Annotated in this window: 9 protein-coding genes and 4 pseudogenes; 9 read left to right on the top strand and 4 right to left on the bottom strand. The window is 67.1% G+C overall.

The window, feature by feature from the left end; all coding sequences use genetic code 11:
* Window positions 1–301: 301 nt before the first annotated feature.
* The 4 genes and pseudogenes from FNV62_RS46890 to FNV62_RS46875 form a co-directional block, all read left to right on the top strand.
* A pseudogene (locus FNV62_RS46890) lies at window positions 302–496 on the top strand (sulfite exporter TauE/SafE family protein); the annotation flags it as partial.
* Between the two features lie 53 nt (window positions 497–549).
* Window positions 550–1,632 (top strand): IS630 family transposase, encoded by a 1,083-nt coding sequence (locus FNV62_RS46885; RefSeq protein WP_181360996.1) that lies wholly within the window; start codon window positions 550–552, stop codon window positions 1,630–1,632.
* 53 nt (window positions 1,633–1,685) lie between these two features.
* On the top strand, window positions 1,686–2,963 hold the full coding sequence (locus FNV62_RS46880) for an IS701 family transposase (RefSeq protein ID WP_143629607.1): 1,278 nt from the start codon (window positions 1,686–1,688) through the stop codon (window positions 2,961–2,963).
* A gap of 271 nt (window positions 2,964–3,234) precedes the next feature.
* Entirely contained in the window at window positions 3,235–3,798 is a 564-nt protein-coding gene (locus FNV62_RS46875) for an RICIN domain-containing protein (protein ID WP_164331868.1), read from the top strand.
* Window positions 3,799–4,365: 567 nt separating this feature from the next.
* Here the strand turns inward: FNV62_RS46875 and FNV62_RS46870 are convergent.
* Window positions 4,366–4,479 (bottom strand): annotated as a pseudogene (locus FNV62_RS46870) (IS5/IS1182 family transposase); the annotation flags it as partial.
* Between the two features lie 315 nt (window positions 4,480–4,794).
* On the opposite strand from FNV62_RS46870, the pseudogene FNV62_RS46865 reads away from it, so the two are divergent.
* Window positions 4,795–5,501 (top strand): annotated as a pseudogene (locus FNV62_RS46865) (IS5 family transposase); the annotation flags it as partial.
* Between the two features lie 99 nt (window positions 5,502–5,600).
* Here the strand turns inward: FNV62_RS46865 and FNV62_RS46860 are convergent.
* The 3 genes and pseudogenes from FNV62_RS46860 to FNV62_RS46850 form a co-directional block, all read right to left on the bottom strand.
* Window positions 5,601–5,876 (bottom strand): annotated as a pseudogene (locus FNV62_RS46860) (transposase family protein); the annotation flags it as partial.
* 59 nt (window positions 5,877–5,935) lie between these two features.
* Window positions 5,936–7,411: a sensor histidine kinase gene (locus FNV62_RS46855; protein ID WP_143629604.1), complete on the bottom strand. Its 1,476-nt coding sequence runs from the start codon at window positions 7,409–7,411 to the stop codon at window positions 5,936–5,938.
* Window positions 7,398–8,078, bottom strand: coding sequence for a response regulator transcription factor (locus tag FNV62_RS46850; RefSeq protein ID WP_143629603.1), 681 nt, complete (start codon window positions 8,076–8,078; stop codon window positions 7,398–7,400). Before FNV62_RS46850 ends, FNV62_RS46855 begins: the two co-directional genes overlap by 14 nt.
* A gap of 128 nt (window positions 8,079–8,206) precedes the next feature.
* Here FNV62_RS46850 and FNV62_RS46845 point away from each other — a divergent pair, with 128 nt between their 5' ends.
* The 4 genes from FNV62_RS46845 (at window position 8,207) to FNV62_RS58205 (ending at window position 12,621) form a co-directional block, all read left to right on the top strand.
* Entirely contained in the window at window positions 8,207–9,736 is a 1,530-nt protein-coding gene (locus tag FNV62_RS46845) for a glycosyltransferase family 39 protein (protein WP_143629601.1), read from the top strand.
* Window positions 9,737–11,186: 1,450 nt separating this feature from the next.
* Window positions 11,187–11,645 carry a hypothetical protein gene (locus tag FNV62_RS46840; protein WP_143629600.1) on the top strand — a complete coding sequence of 153 codons (459 nt, stop codon included), beginning with the start codon at window positions 11,187–11,189 and terminating at the stop codon, window positions 11,643–11,645.
* A 435-nt stretch (window positions 11,646–12,080) separates the two neighbouring features.
* Window positions 12,081–12,443, top strand: a complete 363-nt coding sequence (locus FNV62_RS56330) for a hypothetical protein (RefSeq protein WP_221939461.1) — start codon at window positions 12,081–12,083, stop codon at window positions 12,441–12,443.
* A gap of 40 nt (window positions 12,444–12,483) precedes the next feature.
* Window positions 12,484–12,621 (top strand): hypothetical protein, encoded by a 138-nt coding sequence (locus FNV62_RS58205; RefSeq protein ID WP_346014286.1) that lies wholly within the window; start codon window positions 12,484–12,486, stop codon window positions 12,619–12,621.
* The last annotated feature ends 181 nt before the right edge of the window (window positions 12,622–12,802 follow it).

Genomic DNA, 12,802 nt, shown 5'->3' with positions numbered 1-12,802 from the left:
CGTGGCCTTCGCCAAACAAGCACAGGCTCGGCTCCTCCTTGGCCCGCCCGCGGGCGGGGGTTAAATCACGACGCCGCAGGCTTCACTTCATGTTGCGGACTGGTCGGTTGCACGCCCCCGAGGGCGCTTGTCACTCCACTTCGACGTCACCATTTCGGGCGACGCCGGGAGTCAGCTACCGGGGACCCTGGCGTCTCCCCGGACCGGACTTCCACCGGCTGGCTATCCTGAGCTTGTCGTTCGGTTACATCGTTCACATCCCTTCTGAACTGGGAAGACGCCCGGACTGCTGGACGTACACCTGCTGTTCAACGTCGTTGCCGGCCCCGGTGCCCTGCCGCGTTACCACAAGGCGGGACGGCTGGGCGGGCCGCTGGCCCGCCTGCTGATCGCCGGCACCGTGCCGGTGGTGGTCCTGGGCACGGTGATCCGGGTGTTCGCCGTGCCTGGCGCGCGCGTGTTCCGTCTGTTCATCGCCGTTCTGCTGTCGCCACTAGTCTTCTGAGTCAGGAATTCCGTTCATATATGTAGGCTTGCCGTATGGCACGGATGGGGCGGCCGAAGGCCGAGTTGACGCTGTCGGACAAGGAACGGGCCGCACTTGAGGGGTGGGTGCGGGGTCGTTCCACGCCGCAGGCGTGGGCCTTGCGGTGTCGGATCATCCTGGCCTGCGCGGAGGGCGCCTCGAACAAGGACGTGGCGGCTCAACTCGGTTCCACGCCGCATGCGGTGGGCCGTTGGCGGGCCAGGTTCGTGCAGTACCGGATCGCCGGTCTGGGTGACATGCCACGTTCCGGTGGCCCCAGGACAGTGACGGACGAACAGGTCGCCGCGGTGGTCGCCAAGACGCTGGAATCCACTCCGAAGAACGCAACGCACTGGTCGACACGGTCGATGGCGAAAGAGATCGGCCTCTCACAGTCGTCGGTGTCACGGATCTGGCGGGCGTTCGGCCTGCAGCCGCACCGGTCCGAGACCTTCAAGCTGTCGACCGATCCGTACTTCGTCGACAAGGTCCACGATGTCGTCGGCCTCTATCTGGACCCGCCCGAGCGGGCACTGGTGTTCTGTGTGGACGAGAAGTCGCAGATCCAGGCCCTGGACCGGTCCCAGCCGGTGCTGCCGATGATGCCAGGGGTTCCCGAAAGGGCGACTCACGACTATGTGCGCGCCGGCACCACCACCTTGTTCGCGGCCCTTGAGGTCGCGACCGGCAAAGTGATCGGCTCTCTGCACCGCAGGCATCGGGCCGAGGAGTTCAAGAAGTTCCTGATCAAGCTCGACAAAGAGGTACCTGCCGGCCTGGATGTCCACCTCATCTGCGACAACTACGCCACCCACAAGACTCCCGCCATCAAGAAGTGGCTGCTGGCCCACCCCCGGTTCCACCTGCACTTCACACCGACTGGCTCGTCCTGGCTGAACCTCGTCGAGCGATGGTTCGCCGAACTGACCAACAAACAGATACGGCGAGGCGTTCACCGGTCCGTGCAAGCCCTGGAGAAGGACATCCGCAACTGGATCGCCGCATGGAACACCGACCCGAAGCCCTACGTCTGGACGAAGACCGCAGACGAGATCCTCGAACGCCTCGCCAGCTATCTGAACAGGATTCCTGACTCAGAAGACTAGTAGGACTCCGTTATGTCTTTCTCTCGGTCCTGTTTGAGGGGATGCTGTGGGGTGTGGATGCATTTGAAGTGAACCGTGCTCGGGCGAAGTTGGCGTTATTCGTGGCTGATGTGTTCGCGTCGGTGCCGCGCAAGGATCAGCGGGCGAAGGGTGACTGCTATCTGCGGGGCCTGATGCTGGACGGGCGGCGCAAGTCCATCCAGGCCATGGCGGAGCGGCTGGCGGACGGCAACGAGCAGAACCTGCAGCAGTTCGTGAACCAGTCGACCTGGGATCCGGTGCCGGTGCGGCGGCGGATCGCGGAGCGGATGGTGCCGCAGATCGGCCCGGCTGCCTGGACGGTCGACGACGTGTCGTCCCCCAAGGACGGAAAGATGTCGGTGGCGGTCGCGCCCCAGTACTGCGGCACTTTGGGCAAGCAGGCCAACTGCCAGGTCGCGGTGAGCGTGCACGCGGTCTCCGACACCGCGTCCTGTCCGCTGCAGTGGCGGTTGTTCGTGCCCCAGGAGTGGGCGCACGATGCCGCACGGCGGAAGAAGACCGGGATACCGGAGGGGGTCGGGCACCGGGAGAAGTGGCGCCTGGCCCTGGACACCTTCGACGAACTGGCCGGGTGGGGTCTGGTGCCGCCGGTGGTGGTGGCCGATGCCGGCTACGGGCAGAACGCCGACTTCCGCGACGGCCTGAGCAAGCGGGGCATCAGCTATGTCGTGGCGGTCCGTTCGGACATGACCGTCCACCCGCACAGCGCCGAGCCCCTCACGCCGCCGTCGTCGGGCAAGGGCCGCAAGCCGCAGCCCCGCTACCGGCGCAAGCCGTCCCCGGTGTCCGCGCTGGCGATGAGCCACGGACGGCCGGCTTTCCACGAGGTCACCTGGCGTCAGGGCTCCCGCGGGCCGATGCGCTCGCGCTTCCTGGCCCTGCGGGTGCGGCCCGCCGGCGTCAGGGCCCGCCGTCTGGCCCAGCCAGCCGCCACCACCGAACACCGGCACTGGGACGGTGTCCTGCCCGAAGTGACACTGCTGGCCGAATGGCCCGAAGGCGCCGAAGCACCCAGCGACTACTGGCTGTCCAGCCTGCCCGCCGGCACCCCGCTGCCCGAACTGGTCCGTCTGGCCAAGATCCGCTGGCGGATCGAGCACGACTACCGGGAACTCAAGCACGGCCTCGGCCTGGACCACTTCGAGGGACGCTCCTGGGTCGGGTGGTATCACCACGTCACCCTGGTCACCGCCGCCCACGCGTTCCTCACCGAACAGCGCCTGGCCCCAAAAGCCGATACAGCGGACTCACCCTCTACCAGATCCTCGATGCCATCCAGGACCTGCTGAACTGCTGGACCGGCAGCTGCACCACCTGCCACCGCCCCTTACCCAGAACATCCACCACCAGCCCAAACCCAAGAGCCAGAGCAACCTAACGGAGTCCTACTAGGACGGATCTAGGACGGATCTAGGACGGTAGTCCTTAGCCTCGATCCTGATGTTCACCGACAGGCCAGCAGCTGAGGTCCCGATTCGGGACAGCAGCTTCGACAACAGGGGGTTTGCCGTGACCGTATCCACGTCGGGTTCCATATCCACCGCTCCGGTTCGTGGCCGTATGAGGCTCCGCGCCCTTGGATCTGCCACTGCGGCGCTCGCCATGGCGCTCGGGCTCGCGGTCGCGAACACCGGAACCGCAACCGCGGAGGCTCAGGCCTCCAACTGGACGTACGGACACGTCTACCGCTTCATCAGCATGAGCCCGGACTACTATCACTCCAGTACCTGCCTGGACGACTCCGGCTCCAGTCCCTCCGGCTACCTGCGCAACTTCACCTGCAATGGGCAGAACTACCAGCAGTGGAAGGTTACCGCCCTCAGCAACGGCTGGGCCCAGCTGAAAAATGTGAACACAGGTCGCTGCCTGGACTACTCACACGCGTACCAACTGCGTACCTACGTATGCAACGGTCCCAGCTTCACTGGCGGCTGGCAGGGATGGGCGATGATCAACCGCAGCGCCTTCAACGGCTCCCAGGTCCTCAAGAGCGCCACAAACGAGGACCCCAGCAGCATGTGCGTGGACATCTCCTCCGGCGGCGGCACCCGCGGTTTCGCCTGCAACGGCTCCTCTCAGGACGCCGGATACCAGAGCTTCTGGGCCGAGGACGATTCCATCTGACAATTCTCTGTCCAACTCATCACGCTACCGGAGCGGGCCACCTTGAGAGTGCGGCCTGCTCCGGGGCAGCCCGCGCGGCCTGAACACCGCAAGCCAAAGCTGCAGGGCCGCCCTGCTGGGCAGCCTGACGGGCCAGTGGGCAGAGCTGGACATGTCTGCGGCCGGCCACCCCACAGTTCGGGGTGGCCGGCCGCAGCCGTGCGGTCAGGCCTGGGGAAGAACTCCGCCGACGGCGACGAGTTCATACCGCTGAGCGTTCCGGAGATCCGCCGGCTGGTGGGGCACTTCGTCGCCGCACCCCACCACCATGCCAACGAACACCACCTGCACTGGTCACGCTTCCGCCGACGAAGCCAAGCCCGCGCCCGCAAATCCCACTATGAGCGCCGAGGACACAACTCCCAGATGCGATCGACGCCTACCTGCAAGAGCCTGCGGACCAGGACTTCGCCGTCCATCACATGGCTGTAGCCGTCGAACGTCTGGCCAAAGCGTGCCTAAGGGTTGTCCCGCAAACGATCTTCTACGGGTTGAGGGTTGCAGCGGGCTGATCGGTGGGACCTTCCCTTATCCCGTCAGGACTAGGTTGTGTAGGCGTGCGACGCCGCGCATGGCGTGGTGGACTCCGTCGCCTTTGAGGCGGCAATCGCGGAGGATCTTCCAGCCCTTCATCCGGGCGAAGGCACCACCACATCACCCTCGTGAGCGCCGCCCACGCTTTCCTCACAGAACAACGCCTGGCCCCAAAAGCACCCGAACCGGTCTCACTCTCTACCAAGTCCTCGACGCACTACAGGACGTCCTGAGGGGTTGGACCGGCACCTGCACCACCTGCCATCAGCCCCTGCCCAGGCGAACACACAGCACACCAAGATCGACACAGACCTAACGGAGTCCTACTAGTGCTCTGACCGCATTGGTTCGCCGGGTTGGCCGTCGTGGCGGTTGGATGTGCGTTGACGCCCGTTCCGACCGCTGAAGGCGCGGCGGCTGAGCCTGCGCCGGATCATGGACGCCATCCTGTACGTCGACCGGACCGGGATCCCGTGGCGCTATCTGCCGCACGACTTCGCGCCGTGGGAGACCGTCTACGGATACTTCGCGGCGTGGCAGAAGGATGACATCTTCGACGAACTCAACGGCATCCTGCGTCAATTGGTGCGCCAGGCCGAAGGCCGGGACGCCGAGCCGAGTGCCTGTGTGCTCGACGCCCAGAGCATCAAGACCTCCGCGAACGTGACGGCCGCGGGTCAGGGCATCGACGCAGGCAAGAAGATCGCAGGCCGCAAGCGTCACCTCGGCGTCGACACTCTTGGCCTGCTGCCGGCGGTCTGGGTCACCGCTGCCGGCGTCTCCGACAACGTCGGCGGCATCCACCTGCTCTCCCGGATCGCCTCCGGAACCCGCAGGTCAGAAAAGCCTGGACCGACACCGGGTACCGCACCAAAGCCATCGAGCACGGGGCCCGCCTGGGCATCGACGTCGAAGCCGTCCACCGGGATCCCACCGCGAAGGGCTTCAAGGTGATCCCGCGACGCTGGGTCGTCGAGCGAACCTTCGGCTGGCTCATGCACCACCGCCGGCTCGCCCGCGACTACGAGACCCACCCGCACCGCTCCGAAGCCATGATCCGCCTCGCGATGATCGACGTCATAAGCACACGCCTCACTCGTGAATCCACCCTGAACTGGCGCGACACCTGACTTCGAACCAAACACCATCGCCAGGACAAATCGCTCTTTAAAAGCGTGTTGCAGAAGGCCGTGATGTAGCAGGTCAAAGCCCTACCACGGGTGTTCTGATCACGCGGCAAGGGCGAGGTTGTGCATGTGCGCGACGGCCCGGACCGCATGGTGGAGGCCGTCGCCGTGCCGCCGGCAGTCGCGCAGGATCTTGTAGTTCTTCAGCCGGCCGATCGCATGCTCGACCCGCGCACGGACCCGGCGATGCTCCGCGTTGTCGGCTTCCTCGCCGGTCAGCAGGGGCCGGCCGGGTCGTTTCCGGTGCGGGACGACCAGACCGGTGTTGATGGAGACGCCATCGCCGAGCACGGTGACGCCCTGAAACTGCTGCGGCAGCGGTGGGCGCGGTCATCTGGTGGTCCTCCGGCTCCGAAGGGCTGCCGAGGTGAAGCACGTCATTCCTCGGCCGGGGTGGGGGCTCGGGGAAGGCGTAGCTCGAAGCATGCTCCGAGGGGCCGGGGGGTGAGGGTGAGGGTGCCTCGGTGGCGGTGGGCCAGGTCGCGGGCGATGGCGAGGCCCAGGCCGGTGCCGCCGTGGTCGCGGGAGCGGGCGTCGTCGAGCCGGACGAATCGTTCGAAGATGCGCTCGGCGTCCTCGGCGGGCACACCCGGTCCGTCGTCGTGCACCGTGAGGACGACCCAGGCGTCCTGGTTTCGGATGGTGATCTGGATGCGGTGTGCGGCGTGGCGGGCGGCGTTGTCGACGAGGTTGCGCAGCAGCCGTTCGTATTCGTCGAGGTTTCCGTGTGCAATTGCGGGGGCGGTGCTGTCGCAGGTGAGCGTCAACGGTCGTTCGGTGAGGGGGTATTGCTCGGTCAGCCGCAAGGCGAGGGCCGTCAGGTCGACGGTGCCGGGGCGGGCCATGGGGGTGCGGGCGTCGAGGCGGGCGAGGAGCAGCAGGTCTTCGGCGAGGGCGTGGAGGCGGCGGGTCTGTCGGGCGGCGGTGGTGACCGCGGCGGGCCAGTGGGTGCGTTCCGGGTAGGCGAGCGCGACTTCCAGACTGGCCAGCAGTGTGGTGAGCGGGCTGCGTAGTTCGTGGGCGGCGTCCGCGACGAAGCGGCGTTGCTGGGCGGCGGCGTCGTCGAGGCGCTGGAGGGTGCTGTTGATGGTGGTGGCCAGGGCAGTGATCTCGTGTCCCGTTGCGGGGACGTTGACGCGTTCGCGGGGGTCGCTCGCGGTGACCGAGGCGGTGAGGACGCGGATGGTTTCGACCGGCCGCAGCGCGATGCGGACGGCGAAGTAGGCGACGGCGGCGATCAGTACGAGGCTGACGAGCCCGGCGCGCAGCAGCACGCGGTCGGTGATCTTGGTGTTTGCCTCGGCCGTGTACGGGAGCACCACCACATAGACCCGCAGCTTGGCGTCGGCGGCGACGCCCAGAGCGGCGGCTTTGTCGCTGCTGAGTTCATCGGGCCAGATATCGGCGGTCATGACCCGCTGGGTCCCGCCGGCCATATCGAATTTGTCCCTGGGGTTGTAGTGGCGGTTCACAGGTATGCGGACGGTGGTGAGCGATATCAGCGCGGCGACCCCGGTTGTCGGCGGGGTGGGCATCACGTGGTGGGTGCCGGGGTAGGCGAGGCTCAGGGCCCCGCCGGAAGCGACAGCGGTGCGTCGGCCGGTCGCGACGACCTCGTACGGCACGGCGCTTGTGGAGACGGGAATGACACCCTGTCGCAACTGTTCGCAGAGAGACCCGAGCTGCACCTGGGCTTGTTCTTCGGCGATCTGCGTGCTCTGGCGGTAGACGTCGTGGTGTACCCACCAGCCGATGCCGACCAGGATGACGGCGGCGGTCGAGGCGGCGGCCAGGGCCGCGCCGGCTCGTACCGAACGCGGCCACCAGCGGCGTCGCGGCTCAGTCGCGTTCACGGTCGTCCACCAGCCGGTAGCCGGTACCCCGTACGGTCTGCACGGACTGCCGGTGGAACGCGGCGTCCACCTTCTTGCGGAGGGCGCTGACGCGCGCCTCCACCAGGTTGGGATCCAGGGCCTCGTCGGGCCACGCGTGATAGAGCAGATCCGCTTTGGAGACCGCCTGGCCCGCCCGGCGGGCCAGCAGCTCCAGCACGGCGAACTCCCGGGGTGTGAGTTCCACCCGGGCCCCGGCCCGGCGGCAGACCCGGCCGGCGACATCCAGCGAGAGGTCGCCCACGGCAAGGACGGGCGGGGCGATCGTGGCGGCTCGTCTGATCAGGGCCCGCAGCCGTGCGACGAGCACCATGTAGGAGAAGGGTTTGGCCAGGTAGTCATCGGCCCCCGTGTCCAGGGCCTCTGCCTGATCCCAGTCCCCGTCCTTGGCGGTGAGTACCAGGATGGGGGTCGCGTTCCCCTCCCGGCGCAGCTGGGCGCAGACCTTGTAGCCGTTGAGTCCGGGCAGCATCAAGTCCAGTACGACAAGGGCGTATTCGCCGGTCCGGGCCATCCACAGTCCCTGCCGGCCGTCATGGGCGAGGTCGACGCTGTAGCCCTCGGCGGTCAGACCGGTGTGCAGGGTGTGGGCAAGGTCCACCTCGTCTTCGACCACCAGGATGCGCATGCGGTGCAGCCTCGCACAGCGCCGGCCCGGCTTCCTGATCGGCCGGTCAGGGTGGGTCAGCATCCGGTCAATGAGGTCCGGGCACGCTGGCGAAACGTCTTCGCCACTGCTGAAAGGCCCTGTCGCCGATGTCCGTTGCTGAACGTGGCCCCGCCGTGGCGAGGACGGTTTCCCTTCCCGTACCCGCCCGTCGACCATCACCGAGCCCGGCCAAGGCCGTTGTCGTCATCGCGCCCTTGTCGCTGACCATCGCTCTGGGGCTCTGGGGTATCCGCAGGAAGAACACCATGTGGGGGGACGAGTCCGTCACTTATCAGCTCGCGCACCGCGATCTTTCGCAGATATGGCTCACCGCCCAGCATGTCGATCTGGTCCATGCCCTCTACTACGCCGTGATGCATGAGATCTTCGGTCTCTTCGGGGGAGGGCTGCTGACGTTGCGGCTGCCGTCTGTGCTGGCGATGTCCGTGGCGGCGAGCGGAGTCGGGCTTCTGGCGCTACGCCTGGCGGGACCGCGTGCCGGGCTGCTGGCCGGGCTGGTGTTCCCGCTCCTTCCCCAGGTACAGAAGTACGCGCAGGAAGGCCGCTCGTATGCCATGGTCTGTGCCCTGGTCACCTGGGCCACCTATGCGCTCGTGGTCAGCGTCCCGCATCGCACCTGGTGGCGGTGGGCGGTCTATGGCTCCACCATGCTGCTGGCCTGTCTGCTCCATGAGTTCGCGGTCCTCGCCTTGGTTGCACACGGCGTCACGCTGGTCGTCTCCCCTGTTCCACGACCGGTGCTGAGGGCGTGGAGTGTGACTGCCGCGGGCGTTGTGGCCGGGCTGTTGCCGCTGGCGATCTGTAGTGCGGGGCAGTCGGGGCAGGTGTCCTGGATCGGCGGACCGGTGCGGCTTCGTTATTTCCTGGTTGTGGCGGTCGTGGGCGTGGCGTGTGCCCGAGCGTCCCTGGGGGTGAGGGGACCCGTGCGGCTTTCCGTGTTGGCTGTGCCGATTCTTGTGCTTCCGGGCCTTCTGCTGCTGATCGCCTCTCTGGTCAAGCCCCTTTTCGTCGACCGGTATGTGCTCTACAGCAATATCGGAATCGCCTTGCTGCTGGGTGCCTGGATGGATGACTTCCACCGGCGGCAGCAGTCTTCCCGCAACGCGTGGATCGCGGCGGTTGCCGTACTGGCCGCGCTCGTCCAGCCGAGCCTTTCGCTGAGGACGCCCCAGAGCCGGAGCAATGACGTCACCGCCCTCGGCGCCACCGTGCGCAAGGAAGGCCGTCCCGGCGACGGGCTGCTGTATCTCTCCGGCCAGCACCGGATCTTGACCGCGGCCAACCCCGAGGACACCCGTTTCCTGACGGATCTGGCCCTGGCACAGGACCCCGTTTCGTCGAACACACTTGCAGGTGTCGAGCTTCCCGCCCAGGACATTGCGGCACGCATGCTGGAATTCGACCGGATCGTCGCGGTCCGCACGGCGGGTGCGTACTCGCCGACCAACCCACAGGAGGAAGCGAAGACAAACACCCTGCGGCGCCACTTCCACGAGTACGGAACAACCCATGTCAACGGGGCGCGAGTCACCGTCTATGTCCGAGACCACGACCCGTCTCCGAGGGCCGATCCTGGATCCAGTAGCCCGGGAGAGAGCGGTGGGGTGATGAGGTGACCGCGACGGGTGCCGGCCCGAAACCAGCGGGTTCGCGGATTCTGAAGGTCGACCGGAGGCGAACCTGCTGGTCGTGACAAGCCGTTGACGGGGTGGGCACTCGGGTTGAGCGCTGCTTGAATGCTCCAGTGATCGAACTAGTGGGTCTCCTCGTAGCGGCCGGGTTGACGGCGTGGCTGTTTCGCCGGAAGGCGAAGCAACGTGCAGACAGTGCCGCTCAGGGAAATGTGATCAAGGTTCCCTGCATGCTCAGGCATCCCTCGCTTGAAGGCCGGTGGCTCCGGGGGCGGATGTTGATTGGCCCCTCCACGATGGCCTGGGAGTCCCGCACCAGGGCCGGGGCGGCAGTATCACTTCCGACAGGGTTGCGGCAGGTCAGCGTGCGTTCACCTGCGCTGCGCGAAGCAATGAAGATCAACGGTGGGTCCAGGATCGTTGAGTGCAACTCCTCCGAAGGCGCTGTTCTCATTGCCGTGATGCCGAATGAGTTGGATCACGTACTCACTGCCCTGAGCAGGAACGGAGCCGAGTAAGCAGCGGTACTTTCAGGCTCGTCGGCGCCGTGTGTATCGCCGTCGTCCGGCTGCCCGGTGAGCAACGTCAGACGGCGCGGCTTCCTGAATCCCGCATAGCCTCGCAAGTTGCTGGCCGAACTAGCACAATCTGCCAGTAACCCGGAGAAGTTGAAGCGCACGGATGACAAGCAGCGAGAAGGCCCTCACCTGCTCGCTTGCGGTGATTCCCCGTACCGAAGCCCTCACGGAACCCGCGTGAACTCCAATTGGGCGGCCACTGCCGTCACGCTGTCTCGACCCGGAGCCACAGACCTTGACTTGCCGGTCGCTGCTGCCGTGGGAGGCCGCGGCTGTTCTGTGCCGCTGCCCAACTCATCGCGACCGCACGCCAACGGCGCCTGCGCCTCGCCAGCCACTGGCCATGGACGGACAAGATCACCGACACGATCAGTCGGCTCGGCACCTTCCCGGACCCAGGCTGACCGACAACAGCCCGGGGAGATCCGCGACGTCGCGGATGTCGGCGATGTCGATCTCCTCGAACCCAGACGAGCACCAGAGCCACCGACCGGAAGGTGGCAACCGGCGCCCACCCGATGCGACGAGCGGGCCGCCTGCGTGCCCGCACACGCACCGCGACGACGAATGGGGCAGCAACCGAAACTGACGACCGAACACGAAAGGCTGAGAGCAGAGCGAAAGCCAGGTAGCGATTTGGGGAGTGCCAGCCATTGAGACCTGTGCAGCCTGAATCCGTCCTGGTCAGAGGTGCTGGCGCGGGTGGTCGGTGGCGCACTTGTGCTGGTCGCGGGCGGGAGGCTGGAGTGCAGATCGTCTGACACGTCCCGGATGGGGGTTCTTGGCTTCGCCCGTGCGGTGTTCGGCGGGGCTCCTACGGTTCCCTGAGGGCGTCTGGCCGTTGGGGAGGGGAAGGCGTGTCGTCGCTGGAGAAGATCGCAGGTCGCCGGGCTGAGCTGGAGGAGCTTGCCGAGTCGCTGGCCAAGCAGTTGACCGAGGTGGATGCCGAGCGTGAGGAACTCACGGTCGCGGAGCGGGTGCTGCGCCGGCTGTACGAACAGGAGGCCGAGGCCGAGGCCGCGGGACAGGACGCCGGTTTGCCGCAGCAGGTGCAGGTCGCGGGCCGGTCAGTTCTGAAGGTGCCGCACCGCCGGGAGGTGGCGGATGCGTCCGCGCTGCCGGGCGACTACCGGCGGATGCTGCAGATTGTGCAGGCCGCGGGCGGCCCGGTGATGGTCAAGGATGTCGGCGCCGAGCTGGGCATCGACGTGGTGGTGCCGGGCCGGCTGGAGCCGCCCCGCGGCAAGCTGTCGAAGCTGGCGGTCCGGGGCCGTCTGCACAGGCTGCCGAACGGCACCTTCACCATCCGGGCGTAAATCTCCCGCCACGGCCCCGTAACCGAGCGGCCCCCGGCCCTGGTTGATGAAGTGTGCCTACAAAATTCACCCCGGCCGGGGACCACAGTGAGCTTGCCCACCAGTGTCGGCTGGAGCTGTCCACGCAGACCCTCACCTCCCTGACCGGGCTGCTGTCCGCCCAGCCGAAGAAGATCCGCTCGCGATGGCGCAAGCGTCCGGCCGGGCGGATCGCGGTGATCGTGTCGGCCGCGCTGCGGCATGACCAACGGCTTGCCGACCTCGCCGGCGGCAACGGCCTCTCGCGCACCACCGTGGACCGGTGGCTGAGATCGACCTGCTGGCCGCGCGGGCCCCAGGCTGGAGCGGGCGCCGGCGAAAATCGCCCGGGCGGGTGGCAGCGTCGTCCTGATCGACGAATCGCTGATACCCACCCAGCGCCGCACCGGCCACCCGATGAGACGCCGCTGGTCGGCCAAGCACAAACGGCACGGGCTGCTGGTCATCGCCCTGACCGATGTCAAGGGGCTGCTGCTGTGGACCTTCATCGCCCGGCCCGCGCGGCTCGGAGATCACCGCCTGCCGCCACGACGACCTGGTCGGCGGACTCCGCGCGGTCGGCCTCGCCGCGATCGCCGCCTCGGCTTCGTCGGCCTCGGCTTCGTCGGCCTCGACAGCGGTGGCGACGACAGTGGTGGCGACGACAGCAGCGACCCGCCGGTCATCACTTCGAGCGTCGCGAGGAAGACCGCGAAGTCCACCGGGAAGTCCCGTCCGAAGCACCCGCCGGACCCCTCCGACCCGCTCCGCGCGGGGTGAACGACGGCAGCAGACCGCGGCCCTGAACGCGGCCGCCTTCGTGCGGGTCTTCGCCGACAAGAAGTCGGGCAAGACTGCGGAGCGCGAGGAACGAGGGAAGTGCCTTGACTACCTCCGGCCCGGCCACACCCGGGTGGTGCCCTCACTCGACCAGTTGGGCGCTCTATTCAAGACCTGAGCCCCATCGTGTCCGGCCTGCGGTGAAGCATCCGTCGCACGGCCTCTGGATGCCATCGACCGCTGACGTTCACCGACCCACGGCCCTGCCCGGCCATCGTCGACCGCCTGACCTTCAACGGCGCAATCATCCAACCCGGACCAAGTCCTAGACGAGGCCCACGAAGGCACCCTCGGCTCCC

Origin of the sequence: Streptomyces sp. RLB3-17, from assembly GCF_007113425.2 — a bacterium.
GTDB classification, from domain to species: Bacteria; Actinomycetota; Actinomycetes; order Streptomycetales; family Streptomycetaceae; genus Streptomyces; species Streptomyces mirabilis_D.
The sequence above is the reverse complement of the archived record's forward strand: the minus strand, read 5'-3'. Positions and strand labels throughout refer to the sequence as shown.

Excerpts from the sequence above, each read along its gene's own strand:
- FNV62_RS46875 (WP_164331868.1), top strand. The coding sequence starts at position 3,235 with ATGAGGCTCCGCGCCCTTGGATCTGCCACTGCGGCGCTCGCCATGGCG.
- FNV62_RS46885 (WP_181360996.1), top strand. The coding sequence starts at position 550 with ATGGGGCGGCCGAAGGCCGAGTTGACGCTGTCGGACAAGGAACGGGCC.
- FNV62_RS56330 (WP_221939461.1), top strand. The coding sequence starts at position 12,081 with ATGAGACGCCGCTGGTCGGCCAAGCACAAACGGCACGGGCTGCTGGTC.
- FNV62_RS46845 (WP_143629601.1), top strand. The coding sequence starts at position 8,207 with ATGTCCGTTGCTGAACGTGGCCCCGCCGTGGCGAGGACGGTTTCCCTT.
- FNV62_RS46850 (WP_143629603.1), bottom strand. The coding sequence starts at position 8,078 with ATGCGCATCCTGGTGGTCGAAGACGAGGTGGACCTTGCCCACACCCTG.